At 59.5% G+C, this 15427-nt stretch carries 12 protein-coding genes; 7 read left to right on the top strand and 5 right to left on the bottom strand.

The genetic code is table 11. The annotated features are described in order from the left end of the window. The first annotated feature begins 129 nt into the window (after positions 1–129). Complete coding sequence (locus HMPREF2860_RS10700; protein ID WP_005511992.1) at positions 130–570, top strand: universal stress protein; 441 nt, start codon at positions 130–132, stop codon at positions 568–570. Between the two features lie 84 nt (positions 571–654). Here HMPREF2860_RS10700 and HMPREF2860_RS10705 read toward each other — a convergent pair whose 3' ends face one another. The 4 genes from HMPREF2860_RS10705 to HMPREF2860_RS10720 form a co-directional block, all read right to left on the bottom strand. Further along, a complete protein-coding gene (locus HMPREF2860_RS10705) occupies positions 655–1749 on the bottom strand; it encodes a DNA glycosylase AlkZ-like family protein (RefSeq protein ID WP_038625658.1) in 1095 nt (364 codons plus the stop codon). Positions 1750–1783: 34 nt separating this feature from the next. Beyond that, positions 1784–4300, bottom strand: coding sequence for a HelD family protein (locus tag HMPREF2860_RS10710; protein WP_038625656.1), 2517 nt, complete (start codon positions 4298–4300; stop codon positions 1784–1786). A 134-nt stretch (positions 4301–4434) separates the two neighbouring features. Further along, positions 4435–5304 (bottom strand): DoxX family protein, encoded by an 870-nt coding sequence (locus HMPREF2860_RS10715; RefSeq protein WP_049180969.1) that lies wholly within the window; start codon positions 5302–5304, stop codon positions 4435–4437. A 166-nt stretch (positions 5305–5470) separates the two neighbouring features. Then, positions 5471–6178 (bottom strand): MBL fold metallo-hydrolase, encoded by a 708-nt coding sequence (locus HMPREF2860_RS10720; RefSeq protein ID WP_083309530.1) that lies wholly within the window; start codon positions 6176–6178, stop codon positions 5471–5473. A gap of 139 nt (positions 6179–6317) precedes the next feature. On the opposite strand from HMPREF2860_RS10720, the gene uvrA reads away from it, so the two are divergent. Further along, complete coding sequence (uvrA, locus tag HMPREF2860_RS10725; RefSeq protein WP_070628926.1) at positions 6318–9170, top strand: excinuclease ABC subunit UvrA; 2853 nt, start codon at positions 6318–6320, stop codon at positions 9168–9170. A 1-nt stretch (position 9171) separates the two neighbouring features. On the opposite strand, the gene HMPREF2860_RS10730 is transcribed toward uvrA, so the two are convergent. Next, entirely contained in the window at positions 9172–11571 is a 2400-nt protein-coding gene (locus HMPREF2860_RS10730; RefSeq protein ID WP_070628927.1) for a DUF2339 domain-containing protein, read from the bottom strand. Positions 11572–11986: 415 nt separating this feature from the next. On the opposite strand from HMPREF2860_RS10730, the gene infC reads away from it, so the two are divergent. From infC to pheS, 5 genes are all read left to right on the top strand, one after another. Continuing rightward, positions 11987–12538, top strand: a complete 552-nt coding sequence (gene infC, locus HMPREF2860_RS10735) for a translation initiation factor IF-3 (RefSeq protein ID WP_005511730.1) — start codon at positions 11987–11989, stop codon at positions 12536–12538. Positions 12539–12614: 76 nt separating this feature from the next. Next, positions 12615–12809, top strand: coding sequence for a 50S ribosomal protein L35 (rpmI, locus tag HMPREF2860_RS10740; protein ID WP_005511726.1), 195 nt, complete (start codon positions 12615–12617; stop codon positions 12807–12809). A gap of 77 nt (positions 12810–12886) precedes the next feature. After that, positions 12887–13270 (top strand): 50S ribosomal protein L20, encoded by a 384-nt coding sequence (gene rplT, locus HMPREF2860_RS10745; protein WP_070628928.1) that lies wholly within the window; start codon positions 12887–12889, stop codon positions 13268–13270. 177 nt (positions 13271–13447) lie between these two features. Beyond that, on the top strand, positions 13448–14278 hold the full coding sequence (locus tag HMPREF2860_RS10750; protein ID WP_070628929.1) for a TrmH family RNA methyltransferase: 831 nt from the start codon (positions 13448–13450) through the stop codon (positions 14276–14278). A 98-nt stretch (positions 14279–14376) separates the two neighbouring features. Further along, complete coding sequence (pheS, locus tag HMPREF2860_RS10755; protein WP_070429629.1) at positions 14377–15426, top strand: phenylalanine--tRNA ligase subunit alpha; 1050 nt, start codon at positions 14377–14379, stop codon at positions 15424–15426. Position 15427 lies beyond the last annotated feature (1 nt).

Here is a 15427-nt window from a genome sequence, read left to right on the forward strand (position 1 = left end):
TTTGCTACTGTTGTGGGAAGTAAAACAGTGTATTCGCGAAAGTGCCTCTGGCCAGTGGGTTCGGGGCAACGACGGCGTTACGCACGATGAACTGTTTTAATGCAACTTCCACAGTGAGGGATAGTTTTCATGAGTGATTACAAGACCATTGTTGTCGGCACGGATGGTTCTAAGTCGTCGCTGCTCGCAGTAGAGCGCGCTGCCTCGATTGCTGCCGCTTTCGATGCCACCCTGGTTATCGGCTGCGCTTACTACGAGACTGCAGAGGATGCGTCCAAGACCCTGCGCCAGGATTCGGTCCAGGTCCTCGGTGATGACCCGGCTCAGAAGAACCTGGCTGCTGCTAAGGAGGCCGCAGAGGCCGTCGGCGCGACCAAGGTTGAGACTGAAGTTCGCTCGGGCTCCCCGGTTGAGGCTCTGATGTCGCTGGTCACTGACCGTCGCGCGGACCTGCTGGTGGTTGGTAACCGTGGTATTAACTCGCTGACTGGTCGTCTGCTGGGCTCCGTGCCGGCGGATGTTGCTCGTCAGTCGGACTGTGATGTCATGATTGTTCACACTGTGAGCTAATAAAACCGTGAGCTTACAAAACGGTGAGCTAACAATTTAGCTTTCGTTTTAAACCGGCGCCTCTGAGTTGAGGTGCCGGTTTTTCTATTGCCGTCCGGTGATAACTCCTTCTTCAACTACAAAAGGCCAGCTAATTCCATTTCTAGTTAAGACCTGGTTGCGAAGGGATTCAGGAAGAACTTCGGTACGGCTGCCATAGCCCATGAGGTACTCGTCAAAAGCGGGCAGTCGAAGCGTCAGTGAAAGCGCGGCTTCAAGCTCGGCCTCAGTTACGTTCTGCTGCCATGCCGGCATGAAGTACTCATTTTGCGTGAGGGGTTCGCCGGTGAATTCTGTGTCAGTTGGCGCGTGCGAAGAGGCGGAGGAATCGAGGGAGAAAGGAACTATTAAGTGGTCGATAAGCTTAAGGGCCTTTTTCGCTTGAGTTTTCGTCAGTCCCAGCCACCACGCGAAGTCAGCTACACAGATAGGTCCGCGGGAATCAACATAGCGCCAGGCAATGTCGGCCAGCGTGGATTCAGCTGAGTGTCCTGTGCTGGAGCCCTCTGTGGTTTTTTCTGAGAGGCCGCCTTTGAAAGTTACGTCGGTAAGCAGGACGAAGGTATCTTGGGCTCCTTTTCGTGGCCCTTGGATGACAGCGCCTTCGCCGCCGAATGTGCGCAGTAGGTGAGGGCCTCTTTGCTCCGTGGGGTCTATTCCATGATCTGCGAAAACCTCATAGGCTTCGGTCCGAGTCAGCGGGTCGGACAGACCACGTGAGCGCAATTCGGAATGAAATGCTGCCCGTGCGGTCTGCACATCATCTTGAGAAAGTCCGAGTGTCGTACGGCGTCTTGCTGCCGCCTTTTCGATGCGCGGATTCGTCAACCTCATAATTGCTTCCGCGTCTTGTGCTGAAACAAAGTGCAGGGTGCCTCGTTGAGACCAACAGCGAACGATGTCGAAAGAAGAAATGGCTGCTAAAACATCGTCGGAGGTGCTGCCACTGCGTAGGGCGATGGCATTAACACCGTTCGAATAATTCTGCCCTTGTAGAGCAACCATGCCATGCGTTGCTGATAATGCAGGCGACTTGAGATTTGTATTCCAATCGCTGCGTGCTTGACTTGCAGCTAACCTCTGGGCAATGAGACGGCGTGCGCGAAGTTCAGCTAACTGAGGTAGATAGTTTTGGGACATTATGTCTCACTCATTCTGTACGGCACTATCCTCGTCATTCTAACCATTGCAGCTCCGGCAAAACGCTCGACTGCTGAGGCGCCACAACAATTAGTCCCTGGGTCGCACGAGTCAGTGCAACATACAGGTCCTGTAGCCCCTGCGGAGATTGCGCCACAATCTGGTCAGGCGCGACGACGATGACCTCGTCGAATTCCAGGCCCTTTGAGGTCGTGATGTCGTAGACCGCGCAGTTGGTGAGTTTGTTGGGGCGAGTAGCAGGTGCGTCATTGGCGCTAGTCGCGTCGGCAGCATTAGAGCCACCAGCCCCGCCATCTTCACCATCTCCACCAGTTCGGCCAGCGAGAAAATCCCGCACCTCCGCGCGCGTGGCGTCGAGCAACTCTGCCGGGGCGATGACCGCGACCAGGCGATCCGGTTGTGCAACCCGCTCCACATGTGCCAACGCCTCCGTCACGGTGCGAGCCTGAACAGGCTTGCGGCCGGTCGCGCGAATCGACTGCGGCGCCTCCAGCTCCGAATCAATCTCAGCCAGGACGCTGGCGGCAACCTCCATCACCTCAGCAGGGGTGCGGTAGTTGACGGTCAGCTCGTGGAGATGCCACCTCGAGCCGATGATCGGTTCCAGCACATCGTCCCAGGTCGCGGCACCTGCGGGTGAGCCCGTCTGGGCCACGTCGCCGACGAGGGTCATCCAACCATTGGGGCTGCGGCGGCGCAGCATGCGCCAGGCCATCGCGGAGAGTTCCTGAGCCTCGTCGACGATGACATGGCCGTAGGCCCACAGGCGATCCGCCGCCGCCCGCTCGGCGGTGGATCGCAGGTCGCGCTCACGGTGGCGTTCGGCCAGTGCCTCGGCATCGATGACGTCGTACGCAGATAGAATCTCGGCCTCGAAGCCGTCGTCAAGGTCCTGGGACGCAGAGCTGGACAGGGTATCCAACGCGCCCTGCGCCTCCTCGACGCGGGCCTGCCAATTCTCGTCATCGGTCTCCGCTTCACCAACCGGACCGAGGAGCTCCGCCAGCTCGTCGAGAAGCGGGGCGTCGGAAGGCATCCAGTCGGTGCCTTCCGGCCGGTAGAGAGCCTCGCGCGTCAGCTCGTCGTAATCGCTGGCGGCGTAGTCGATGGCCTCGCGGGAACTCAGCAGTTCCGACAGCACCTGCTCGGGTGTGAGTGCGGGCCACAGCTCGTCGAGGATGTCAGCGACTGCTCCGGATTCGTCAATTTCGTCGCGCAGGTCGGCAACGTCGGTCACGGACAGCAGGTTTTCGCCGCCCAGCGGGTCGGCGCCAATGACCTCGGCCATCTGTGCGGCCAGGAGTTCCACCACGTGATCCCGGAAAATCGGACGTGCCAGATTATGTGGTTTACGAGTCCGCCGCGCACGCGTTCGCGCGGCTTTCACCATCTCTGGCGTGATGGTCAGGATGATGTTGTCGTTACGGACTTCAAACGACTCCGCGGGGAGCTCCTGGTAGGCCCGCACGGCTTCGCGCAGGATAGTGAGCATCTCCATCGAGCCCTTAACTTCCTGCGCAACCAGGGGTTCGGGGTTGTGCCCGTCGATAAGCGCGTTGGACGCGCGTACGCCGGGGTAGAGATCGGCGATGGTGGTCAGCACCACGCCTGTTTCGCCGAGGCTCGGCAGCACGCGGGAAATGTAGTCGAGGAAGGTCGTGTTCGGGCCGATGATGAGGACACCGGTTTTCGCCAGCTGATCGCGGTAGGTGTAGAGAAGCCACGCGACGCGATGCAGCGCCACCGCCGTCTTGCCCGTGCCGGGCCCGCCCTGGACGACCAGGGTGCCGCGGGTGGAATCGCGGATGATGAGGTCCTGCTCGCGCTGAATGGTCTCCACAATGCCGCGCATATGGCCGGTGCGCGCTTGATTCATGACCTCGCGCAGCACCGATTCGCCACCGACACCAGCCTCGACTTCGGTTTCGTGTGCGCTGTCGGCTTCCTCGCCGGAGAGCCATTCGTCGTCAATGCTGCGGACCTTCCGGCCGTGCGTGCGCAGGTGGCGACGCAGGCTGACTCCCTCGGAATGCGCGGTCGTGGCCAGGTAAAACGGGCGCGCACCATCGGCACGCCAATCCATGATGACCGTGCGGTAGTCGTCGTTTTCATCGGACAGGCCGATTCGCCCGATGTATCGCTTATCGACGGTCGCCCCCGGCCCTTCCTCTGCCAAAGGATTGTCGGGGTCTGGGTCATCGATATCGATTCGACCAAAGACCAGGCCAATCTCGGCTGAGCGGTAGCGGTCCAGGTTAGCCTGTAGTCGGTGGTATTCCACCTCGCGTTCAACGCGGGCTTGCGGGTCTGGGTCGTCGATGAGCATGACCTGTCGCAGGTACTCCTGGTCGCGCTCGCGTGCCCGGTCGAGGAAGCTGAACGCACGATCGACGTAGGCCTGTTCTGCAGCGAGGGTGCTCTCTTCTTCTCGCTGTGGTGCTGAACTTGCCTGGTCCGGCAGACCTGCCTGGCCAGTGCGGCCAATGCGGCCTGTCTGGTCCTGCCCGGGCTCGGATGCGAGCGACGCCAACCTGGTCTCCTCAACAGTTCGTTAAAACTAGTGCTAATTGATGTGCTGAATGAATATAAAAATATGAAAACGCCCCCGCACGCGTAGTGGCGTGGGGAGCGTTTAAGTATACCGCCTGAACTACTGCAGCAAACTTACTGCAGGCGCTTCTGCGCCTTCTTTGCAGACTTCTTGGCCTCCTTGGAAGCCTTGGCTGCGCGCTTGCGCAGTTCCTTGCGCTGCTTGCGAGTGTCCTTCTTGAGATCCTTGCCCAGGTCCTCGGCGTAGTCGCGAGCGTCCTCAGCGAGCTCGCTAGCCTTGGCAATCCAGTCGTCCTTGTTGTCCTCGACGTAGCTCTTAGCGGTGTCGAAGGCGCCGGTGAGCTGCTCGCGCCAGCTGTCCTTGTTGTCCTCGACGTATTCACGAGCCCCATCGGTGGCCTCAGAAGCGCGGTCGCGGAGCAGGCCGGCCTTTTCGCGGACGTTCTCGCCGGCGGAAGCGAAAGCTGCGCTGACTTCCTCAGTGCGCTGCTCGGTTTCAGACTTGGTCGGCAGGGCAGCCTGAACCTTCTTGTTCAGCTGCTTGCCAGCCTTCTCAGCGCGCCAAGCGACACCCGGCTTGCCGTCGGTGTCAGCGGTAGCCAGGAAGAGGCCACCCAGCAGACCGATGTCGGTCAGGAATCCAGTGCGGCGAGCCGCCTTCTCCTTCGAGTCCTGGGTCTCCCAGAATGCGTGGCGAGCCAGCATCGTCGGAATTTGTGCAGCGACCAGAGCCGTGGCGGACAGGCGTGGGGCCTTACCCAGAGCGTAGAGGGAACCGGCGGCAACCTTGGTACCAGCGACGGCCTGAACAACCAGCTTCTCGCTATTTGGCACGTACTTGTTGTACTGGTTCGGGGTTACGGAGCGGACGCGGGCAATCAGGTCGCGTGCCCCCTCTTCATGATCCTTCTGGTTCATCAGCGTGTCGACACCGTCGGCAACGAAAACCGAGGCCAGCATTGGTCGGGCAAACTTGCGAATCATCTAAATTCCATCTCCTTTGTCGTCCAGGTGAAACCGTGTTTTTGGCCACCTGGTCGCTGTAATTCACTATTAATCCTACGCAGCCTGGCCTATTTATGTCGTGGGAATGACGAGTTTTTCAGACGCTGCGACTGCATCTAGCGCTACCAACCACGCTCATCCAGCACTACCAGCCGCGCTGGCGCCAGTTCTCCACCTCGGGGCTCTCGACGCCAACTGTGGTGTCCTTGCCGTGGCCGGGGTGAATCACCGAGTCGGCGGGGTAGACGTGGAAGACACGGCTCTCGACATCGTCGATAAGCTGCGAAAAATCCTCGGGCGAGTACGTTTTACCGACACCGCCTGGGAAGATGCTGTCACCGACGAAGAGGTGGTGTGACGGGGTGTCGTCGGAAAGCGCGCCGGTTACCTTGGCGGACAGGTCGAGACAGAGGCCGCCTTTGGTGTGCCCGCGCAAGATGAACGTGGGAAGCGTGATGCCCTCGCCGAAAGTAATGGTCTCGCCGCCGTCGAGTTGCTGGTCGGCGGGTTCGGGAATGCCTGCAGCGTCGAGGCATGACGTGATGTGGCGGGCCGGGAATGCCTGCAGGAGCTCGCCGAGCGCCTGGACGTGATCACCGTGGGAGTGCGTGGTGACAATCGTGCGGACCTGCGCGCCGACGTGCTCAACCAGGCGGACTAAGTGGTCGGCGTCGGTGGCGGCATCGATAAGTAGGGAATTGTCGGGCTCGCGGGAGTCGACCAAAAGGTAGACGTTGTTTTCCATCGGTCCGACGGAGGTTTTATAAATAGTGACATTGCCGTAGTCAATGCGCTCAACGCCGCGCGTGCTCGGCGCGTTGGAGTAGGGGCTAATTGTAATGACGTCGTTCATGCGCCCCAGGGTAATGAGGTGTCTGTCGGTGCGCTAGGAACGCGACTTAACTGCGAGTCTCTGAACACATGTGCGAAAAATTGGTTATGGACTGTAGACTGGTCGGCAGTGAATCGTCGACGAATTGAGGTTTCCCACTGTGGCTGAACGTCTAGTGGTCAGAGGCGCCCGCGAGCATAACCTGCAGGGTGTTGACATCGATTTGCCCAGAGACAAGATGGTGGTTTTCACCGGTCTGTCGGGGTCGGGTAAATCGTCACTGGCATTTGACACAATTTTCGCCGAGGGCCAGCGCCGTTACGTGGAGTCGCTGAGCTCCTATGCGCGCATGTTCCTGGGGCAGATGGAAAAACCCGATGTAGAGATGATTGAGGGGCTCTCGCCGGCGGTGTCAATCGACCAGAAGTTGACGAACCGCAACCCGCGCTCGACCGTCGGAACCATCACAGAAGTGTATGACTACCTGCGTCTGCTCTACGCACGCACCGGTACTCCGCACTGTCCGACCTGTGGGGAAGTAATCTCCTCACAGACTCCACAGCAGATTGTCGATCAGGTCATGGAGATGCCGGAGGGCACCAAATTCCAGGTCCTCGCACCCGTCGTGCGTACGCGCAAGGGTGAGTTCGTCGACCTGTTTGAACGCCTCGCATCCGAGGGCTACGCGCGTGTCATCGTCGACGGCGAAATGCATCGCCTGACGGATCCGCCGAAGCTGAAGAAGCAGGTCAAGCATGACATTGACGTGGTTATTGACCGCCTTCAGGTGAAGGAGTCACAGCAGCGCAGGCTCACCGATTCCGTCGAAACGGCGCTTCTGCTTGCCGACGGCGTCGTGGTCATCGACGCAGTCGGGCTAGAGGCAGATGACCCGCGTCGAACCCAGCGTTTCTCGGAGAAAATGGCCTGCCCGAATGGGCACCGCATCGCTATCGATGAGCTGGAACCACGGTCGTTTTCGTTTAACTCGCCGTATGGTGCCTGCCCGGAGTGCGACGGCATCGGCACCAAGCTGGAGGTGGACACGGACCTGGTCATTCCAGATCCGTCGCTGCCGACGATTGAGGCGATTGCGCCGTGGCGGCAGACGCTGAACAAGAAGTACTTTGAAAAGCTGGTCGAGGGGCTCGCCACCGAGATGAGCTTCGACCCGACCACGCCTTTCGAGGATCTCACAGCGCCGCAGCGTAAGGCCCTGCTGCATGGTTCCAGCCACAAGGTCACGGTGCGTTACCGCAATAGGTACGGCCGTACTCGCCAGTACACCGCGCCGTTTGAAGGCGTGATGCCGTACCTGCACCGCAAGCTGTCGCAGGCAGAGAGTGACTCTCAGAAGGATCGCTTCCAGGGGTACATGCGTGAAGTGCCGTGTCCTGCGTGTAATGGCACGCGTCTGCGGCCAGAAATTCTTTCGGTGACGCTGGATTCGGCGGAGTTCGGGCAGAAGAATATTGCCGAGCTCACAGAGCTGTCGGTCCACGATGGCTCGGCATTCCTGAATTCGCTGACTTTGGGCAAGCGTGAGGAAATGATTGCCGGTCGCGTTCTGCGTGAGGTGCAGGCTCGTCTGAAGTTCCTGCTGGATGTGGGGCTGGACTATCTGTCCCTGTCGCGTTCGGCGGGCACGCTGTCCGGTGGCGAAGCGCAGCGAATTCGTCTGGCCACCCAGATTGGTTCGGGGCTCGCCGGCGTGCTTTATGTCTTGGATGAGCCGTCGATTGGTCTTCACCAGCGCGATAACAATCGTCTAATCAAGACTCTGAAGAACCTGCGCGACCTGGGCAATACCCTGATTGTGGTCGAGCATGATGAGGACACGATTCGCGAGGCCGATTGGCTGGTCGACATTGGGCCAAAGGCCGGTGAATACGGCGGCCAGATCGTCTACCAGGGTGACCCGTCGGGCATTGTTGACTGCGAGGAATCACTGACAGGTGCGTATCTCTCGGGTCGTCGGGTATTGGCAGTGCCGGAGAGCCGGCGTGCAATTGATAAGTCGCGCATGGTGACGGTCAAGGGCGCTCGCGAGAACAACCTGAAGAAGATTGACGTGAAGTTTCCCCTCGGTGTGCTGACCTGTGTGACGGGGGTTTCCGGATCAGGCAAGTCGACCTTGGTCAACGAAATTCTGGCCAAGGTGATGAGCAACGAGCTCAACGGAGCTCGTCAGGTGCCGGGTCGACACAGCCGCGTGGAGGGGCTGGATCACCTGAACAAGCTGGTGCAGGTTGATCAGTCGCCGATTGGCCGCACCCCGCGCTCCAACCCCGCGACGTACACCGGCGTGTTCGACAAGATTCGTAACCTCTTCGCTGAGACGCAAGAGGCCAAGGTCCGCGGCTACAAGCCCGGTCGCTTCAGCTTCAACGTCAAGGGCGGTCGCTGTGAGGCGTGTAAGGGCGACGGCACCATCAAAATCGAAATGAACTTCCTGCCGGATGTCTACGTGCCCTGCGAGGTCTGCCATGGCGCGCGCTACAACCGCGAAACGCTGGAAGTTCGCTACAAGGGCAAGACCATCGCCGAGGTGCTCGACATGCCCATCTCCGAGGCAGCGGAGTTCTTTGAGCCGATTCAGTCGATTGCGCGTTATCTCAATACGCTTGTCGACGTCGGCCTGGGCTATGTCCGTCTCGGACAGGCGGCAACCACGCTCTCGGGTGGTGAGGCTCAGCGCGTGAAGCTGGCCAGTGAGCTGCAGAAACGCTCTAATGGTCGCACCGTTTACATCTTGGATGAGCCGACCACGGGTCTGCATTTTGAGGACATCCGCAAGCTCATGCTGGTATTGCAGGGTCTGGTGGACAAGGGCAATACCGTCATTGTCATTGAGCACAATTTGGATGTCATCAAGTCTGCGGATTGGATCATTGACATGGGACCGGAGGGCGGATCCGGCGGTGGCACCGTGGTTGTAGAAGGCACGCCGGAGGACGTCGCGAACTGTTCCAGCTCCCACACCGGGCAGTACCTGAAGCCGCTGCTTAAGTAGCTTAGGTAGTCGGCTCGTTTCCGTCGGAAATTCCTGGACCGTCGGTGCGGGTGACGCCTTCCAGTCTGTCAGCAACGGGGTCGGCATCGGCAGCATTGGCATCGGCGGCAGCGGCAGCGCCGACAGCGGTGGCAGCGTCAGAATCGCTGGCGGTGCCGTCACGGTCCGATGCCGCTGGTTCCTCGGCATTCTTCTGCTTTGCTCCGGAGACCGCCATGGCTAGCAGAATTAGACCACAGCCGAGGAACGCCAAGGCGCGGATAACGCCATCGAGTGTTGCCATGTCGTAGAAGATCAGCTTGACGATAGACAGCGCCGCAATGGTCAAACCCGCTGCCAGTCGCGCCGGAATGTGGTGGAACCTCTTCGATAGCACCAGCATGCCAGCTATCGTGGCCCAGAAAATACTCAGCAACATGTGTGCAGCGTTGAAGCTCACGCCAATAGTTGTGAGCAGCACGATAAATGGCATACCCAGCGCAGCCAGGCCAATCAGTGCAAAAGCTGGCGGCAGCTGCGACCTCGCCGCCGTCACGGCCAGGCCGACGTCGGCGCACAGCAGGAACAACAGCGAAAGCATTTCTGCCCACGTTGCCGAGTAGTCAGCCGCAGCACCGGCATTCAACGCTGCGGGCAGGATGTAGAGGTGTACTACCGTTGCGCCGAGCAGCCAGGTCAGCGCCGCAATCTTTGTATAGGGTGCGACGGCATCCCGCGTTGGCTCAGGAGCTTGTAGTCGGGTGCCAAGCGCGCTGTGCTTCGGTGCTGTGGCCAGCGCCCAGACAAAGAGCGCGGCACCGATGGAGATTGGGATGAGACCCCAGGCGTGGGTTCCAGTACCGGCTCCTGCGTCCCCTTCTGGGCCCGCTACCGCGAGTGCAAGCCAGGGCAGAATTGCCGTGGCCAAGGCCATTGGGGCGAGATAGCTGAAGATGGCACGGTTCCAAAGGAATATCGCAGCAATTGCGATGAACAGCACGAATCCGCCGTAGAACAGCAACCAGAGGCTGGAGGTGTACTGTGCGGCGTTGACCGTTGGGACTGCAGCTATAACCGGAGTCGAGAAGGCAACTACTGACGTGATGGTGACCAGATCGTCTTCCCAAGTGCTGGTCTCCGAAGGCTCGTCGTCAAGCTCGGGAGTGAGTTGGCGAGCCAACGCCAGCGGGCCGAACTGGGCAAACACGAAAAGGGCAATGGTGAGTGCGGCGATTGCAGGCATCACCAGTGCATTGTTGGTCGTAATCGCGCCGATGAGAACGTTTGCGCCGAGCAGGAATGCGACTACGTACTTCCGGAAGGGGATGTTCAAGAAGCAGACGATAGCGGCGATAACCATCAGTTGAAGGGTGATTTGCGCGAGCGAGGAGCTCAGCGGGTGGGCGTGGAAGTTGAGGCCGATCGTCGCCCACAGCATTAATCCGGTGTTGATTGTGATGGCCCACGCGGCGGTTGCGCTCGACTTTGTCCACCGCGCGCCGTATAGGCCGACGGCGGCGAAAGGCAGCATGATGACCAGCGTCGCCGCCACCGGAATCCAGTCGAGGAGGTAGGACATCGACATCGTTGTCAGGTGTGCAGCGGCTAGCGATGTCGCAATCAATGCCGTTACGCCAGCAGGCGGTGCTTGACGACGGTGCGCTCGCACAGCCGCGACCGCGAGCACGGCGGCCAACAAGTAAGCCAGGACCACACGACCGGCCGGTCCAATCAGGCCGGATTGGATTGCGACCGCGACGAAGAACGCGATACCGGCAGCGGTGATGAGACCGCCAAAGATCGCAATGATTCTGATGATTGCCTTCTCGTTGCGCCACCAGGGTTCGCGGGGCTCGCGAGGTTCACGCGGTGCCTCTGGCAGTTTCGGCGGCGGGGCGGAGCCGGTTGGGGAAGACTGCGGTGAGGGAGAAGACTGCGGCGACTTCGAATCCCGCCGCCACTGGTGGGCAGAGGGGAAGCCGAACATCGGCTGCGCACCTGCGTCGCTCTGTGGCAGGGGAGCTGGTTGATTCCGCCAGTCCGCTTGTGTTGGCGGTGGCTGCGGATTGTGTTGATGTGCCCCTTGGGGCGCAGCATGGGGCGGCGCTTGAGGTGTCCGCTCAGGCGCCGATTTAGGTACCGCTTGAGGTACCGGCGCAAATTCCGTTCCCGTAGTTTGAGGCGCGCTCGGTACAGTCGGCGCTTGCCCGCTTGCCTGCGAAAGGCGCACCTGCCAAGTTCGGGTGAGTTGAGCCAGCCGAAGCGAGCTGGCCTCCAAATCTGCCAGAGCATGGGAAAGCTCTGAGACGGAGTCGCCGGTCAGGACAAAATCTCTGGTCGGGGGCTTGTCGTATCGGGCGGAATGCTGATTAGGGTTGGTGTTCTCGGCTTTAGGGCCAAAGCCGTTGGAGCCAGTATTCATGGTGACGACTTTAATCGTGTTTGACCTAAAAACTATGGAGAGAATCTACCAATCTGATTACAATTCCGATTGCACTTTTTAACGCTCGGTAGTGCGCCGGGGGAGCTGATGGCGAATAACCTGGCGTAAGAGTCGGTTTTGGTATGCGAGAACGCTTGTGTTAGCATCTCGTGTACGACCGCCAGAATGTGATGCTTCTTGCTGCCTTCGGGGAGCATTTAGTTGCATTCGGCAGCGAAGAGGATTTAAGTCCCACCCTAGGTGCGCCAAAGAATTACGGTAGCGCCGGGGTCCACCCTAATCGGTGATGTCACATCGCACGATTGGAAGGCGTCCTTATACAGTGTGTAGTAATCCGCTGTAGACGCGTGGCTTTTCTTCCTTTCCCGCTTGCTATCGCGGTTTGAAACGAAGATTGTTCAGGTTCAACCTAGGAGGCCACATCAGCGCTGAAGCTCGTATTAACGAGGATATTCGAGTACCGGAAGTCCGCCTTGTAGGACCGAATGGTGAGCAGGTGGGCGTTGTCCGCACCGGTGACGCACTCAAGCTCGCTTACGAAGCAGACCTTGACCTGGTTGAGGTTGCTCCGCGAGCAAAGCCGCCGGTCGCCAAGATTATGGACTACGGCAAGTTCAAGTACGAACAAGCCCAGAAGGCACGCGAGGCTCGAAAGAACCAGCAGCAGACTGTGGTCAAGGAGCAGAAGTTCCGTCCGAAGATTGATGACCACGACTACGAAACCAAGAAGAACAACGTTGTTCGTTTCTTGGAGAAGGGTTCGAAGGTCAAGGTCACGATTATGTTCCGTGGCCGTGAACAGTCTCGTCCAGAACTGGGATTCCGCCTGTTGGAGCGTCTGGCCGCCGATGTCGAAGAGTACGGCACCGTCGAGTCTCGCCCGAAGCAGGACGGTCGCAACATGACTATGGTCCTGGGGCCGGTTCGGAATAAGGGTAAGAAGTAACCGACCTGACCAGAAATGGTTGTAAACGAGATCTTTGCGCCATGAGCGTCAAAGATCGGTAGGGGAGAGTTTTAACATGAAGCAGAAGACCCATAAGGGCACCGCAAAGCGCATCAAGGTTACCGGTTCCGGCAAGCTGCGCCGCGAGCAGGCTAACCGCCGCCACCTCCTGGAGGGCAAGCCGTCCACTCGTACCCGTCGCCTGAAGGGCACCACGGACGTTGCTAAGTCGGACGTCAAGCGCGTCAAGCGTCTGCTGGGCAAGGCTTAATTTTTCAAGTCTCGTCCCAGGGCAATCGCCCTCTTAATTTCACTAGTTCTTAAAGACAACGAAAAGGAAGTATCACCGTGGCACGTGTGAAGCGGTCTGTTAACGCTAAGAAGAAGCGTCGCGAAGTTCTCGATTCCGCAAAGGGCTACCGTGGTCAGCGCTCTCGCCTGTACCGCAAGGCCAAGGAGCAGATGCTCCACTCCAAGACTTACGAGTTCCGCGATCGCCGCCACCGTAAGGGTCAGTTCCGTCGTCTGTGGATTCAGCGCATCAACGCTGCTGCCCGCGCTAACGACATCACCTACAACCGCTTCGTCCAGGGCCTGAACCTGGCTGGCGTTGAGGTTGACCGTAAGAACCTGGCTGAGCTGGCTGTCAACGACCCGCAGGCATTCGCTGCTCTGGTCAAGGTCGCTAAGGACGCTCTGCCGGAGGATGTCAACGCTCCTGTTGCTAAGTAAAGCAGCTACGAGGTAACTCGTACGTAGCGTCGGCAAGCGCCTGCGACTGGCAGTGCGGTCTTGCCAACATCTCTGAAAAACCACCGTCGATTGGGTTAACGAATAACCTTGGCGGTGGTTTTTCGTATCCGCACTGGCGGTTATGAATCCCGAGCCGCATCACTAGGATTAATCACTATGAACTCTGCGCTGTACTTCAACGACGAGCCGTTTACTCCTCGCACTCCGCGCGTCTCGGCGGCTATTCAGCTCCACCGTGCGGCCAAGCGGAAGAAGGCTGGGCGCTTCCTCGTCGAGGGCTTCAATTCCGTCGATGCGGCTATCCGCGCAGAGGCTGTCGTGGAAATCTTCGTCACGGCAGCCGCCGCCGAGCAGTTCTGCGAGCTGCTCACGGGGTATCTCGAACCTGGGACGCAGCGCAAGTCTGTTTCGCTTATCGACGACTCCGCCGCCCGCTCATTAAGCGAAACCGTCACCACTACCGGGCTTTTCGCCGTCTGCGACACAGGTGCGGTGTCCACTTCGTTGGAGGAGGCCATTGAGGTTGGAAAGCAGTCCGGTTGTCTGGTGATTCCGGTGGAGTGCAATGACCCGGGCAATGTTGGCACGATTGTGCGCATGACTGATGCCCTCGGTGCTGGTGCGGTGATCCTTGCTGGCGATTCGGTTGACCCTTTGAACTCGAAGGCCGTGCGTTCCTCTGCGGGGTCTGTTTTCCATACACCGGTCGCACGCGAGCGCGATATCGATGTCGTTGTGGAGAGAGTCAGGGAAGCGGGTTTTACCACCCTCGCTACGGCGATGGATGGCGCTCTCACGCTCGGTGTTGATGCGCTTCCCGACGGTCCCGTCGCCTGGCTTTTCGGCAACGAAGCACATGGCCTGTCGGAGGAGATTACGGCCTCGGCGGGGGCGAGTGTGGCCATCCCGATTAAGGGCGAGGCAGAGTCGTTGAACCTCGCCACCGCAGCGGCTATGTGCCTGTGGGAGACAGTTCGGGGTAACTAGGAAACCTCGATGGTGAGGTGCGTGCACGTGTGCAGTTATCCTCGACTATGATTGTTCCATCACAAGAACTGATAGTCCTATATAGAAGTGGTTGACACGTGAGCGATTCGCCAAATCCTATCGATCTTTCCGAGGACGCCCTCCAGGCGGCTGCGCAGAAGGCCACGGATGCCTTTGACGCTGCCGGCAACCTGGATGAGCTTTCTGCCGCCCGTCGTGAGCACTTGGGGGATGAAGGTTACATTCCGCAGGCTCGCCGCGCGCTGGGCTCCATTCCGAAGGCTGAGCGCAAGGATGCTGGTCGTCGCGTGAATGTTGTTCGCGGAGCTGTCGAGAAGCACTATGCAGAGCGTCTTGCGGTGCTGGAGGAAGAGGAAAACGCGCGCCGTCTGGTCGCGGAGCGCATCGACGTGTCGGTGGACACCACGCGAGGCCAGCGTGGCGGTATGCACCCAATTACTATCCTGTCTGAGCAGATCGGTGACATCTTCGTGGGCATGGGTTGGGAAGTTGCCGAGGGCCCGGAGGTCGAAGCCGAGTACTTCAACTTTGACGCGCTGAACTTCCTGCCGGATCACCCGGCTCGTACCCTGCAGGATACTTTCCACATTGCGCCGGAAGGATCCAAGCAGGTGCTGCGTACGCACACCTCTCCGGTTCAGGTTCGTACTCTGCAGTCGCGTGACCTGCCAATTTACGTTATCTGCCCGGGGCGTACCTTCCGTACCGATGAGCTCGACGCCACCCACACCCCGGTCTTCCACCAGGTCGAGGGGCTCGCTGTGGACAAGGGTCTGACCATGGGCCACTTGCGCGGAACGCTGGACCATATGGCAAAGGCGCTGTTCGGACCGGAGACCAAGACCCGTATGCGCACCAACTACTTCCCGTTCACCGAGCCGTCGGCTGAGGTTGATGTCTGGTTCCCGAACAAGAAGGGCGGCGCTGGCTGGATTGAGTGGGGCGGCTGCGGCATGGTGAACCCGAACGTGCTGCGGGCCTCCGGCATTGACCCGGAGGTGTACTCGGGCTTCGCGTTCGGCATGGGGCTGGAGCGCACCCTGCAGTTCCGCAACGGTCTGACCGATATGCGCGACATGGTCGAAGGCGATGTTCGCTTCACGCAGCCGTTCGGTATCCGCGGCTAAT

This window comes from Corynebacterium sp. HMSC064E10, from assembly GCF_001812505.1.
Lineage (GTDB): Bacteria > Actinomycetota > Actinomycetes > Mycobacteriales > Mycobacteriaceae > Corynebacterium > Corynebacterium amycolatum.

Bases quoted from the DNA above. Each gene is read 5' to 3' on its own strand.
- HMPREF2860_RS10700 (WP_005511992.1), top strand. From the start codon at position 130: ATGAGTGATTACAAGACCATTGTTGTCGGCACGGATGGTTCTAAGTCG.
- HMPREF2860_RS10705 (WP_038625658.1), bottom strand. From the start codon at position 1,749: ATGTCCCAAAACTATCTACCTCAGTTAGCTGAACTTCGCGCACGCCGT.
- HMPREF2860_RS10715 (WP_049180969.1), bottom strand. From the start codon at position 5,304: ATGATTCGCAAGTTTGCCCGACCAATGCTGGCCTCGGTTTTCGTTGCC.
- HMPREF2860_RS10720 (WP_083309530.1), bottom strand. From the start codon at position 6,178: ATGAACGACGTCATTACAATTAGCCCCTACTCCAACGCGCCGAGCACG.
- HMPREF2860_RS10730 (WP_070628927.1), bottom strand. From the start codon at position 11,571: ATGAATACTGGCTCCAACGGCTTTGGCCCTAAAGCCGAGAACACCAAC.
- rpmI (WP_005511726.1), top strand. From the start codon at position 12,615: ATGAAGCAGAAGACCCATAAGGGCACCGCAAAGCGCATCAAGGTTACC.
- HMPREF2860_RS10750 (WP_070628929.1), top strand. From the start codon at position 13,448: ATGAACTCTGCGCTGTACTTCAACGACGAGCCGTTTACTCCTCGCACT.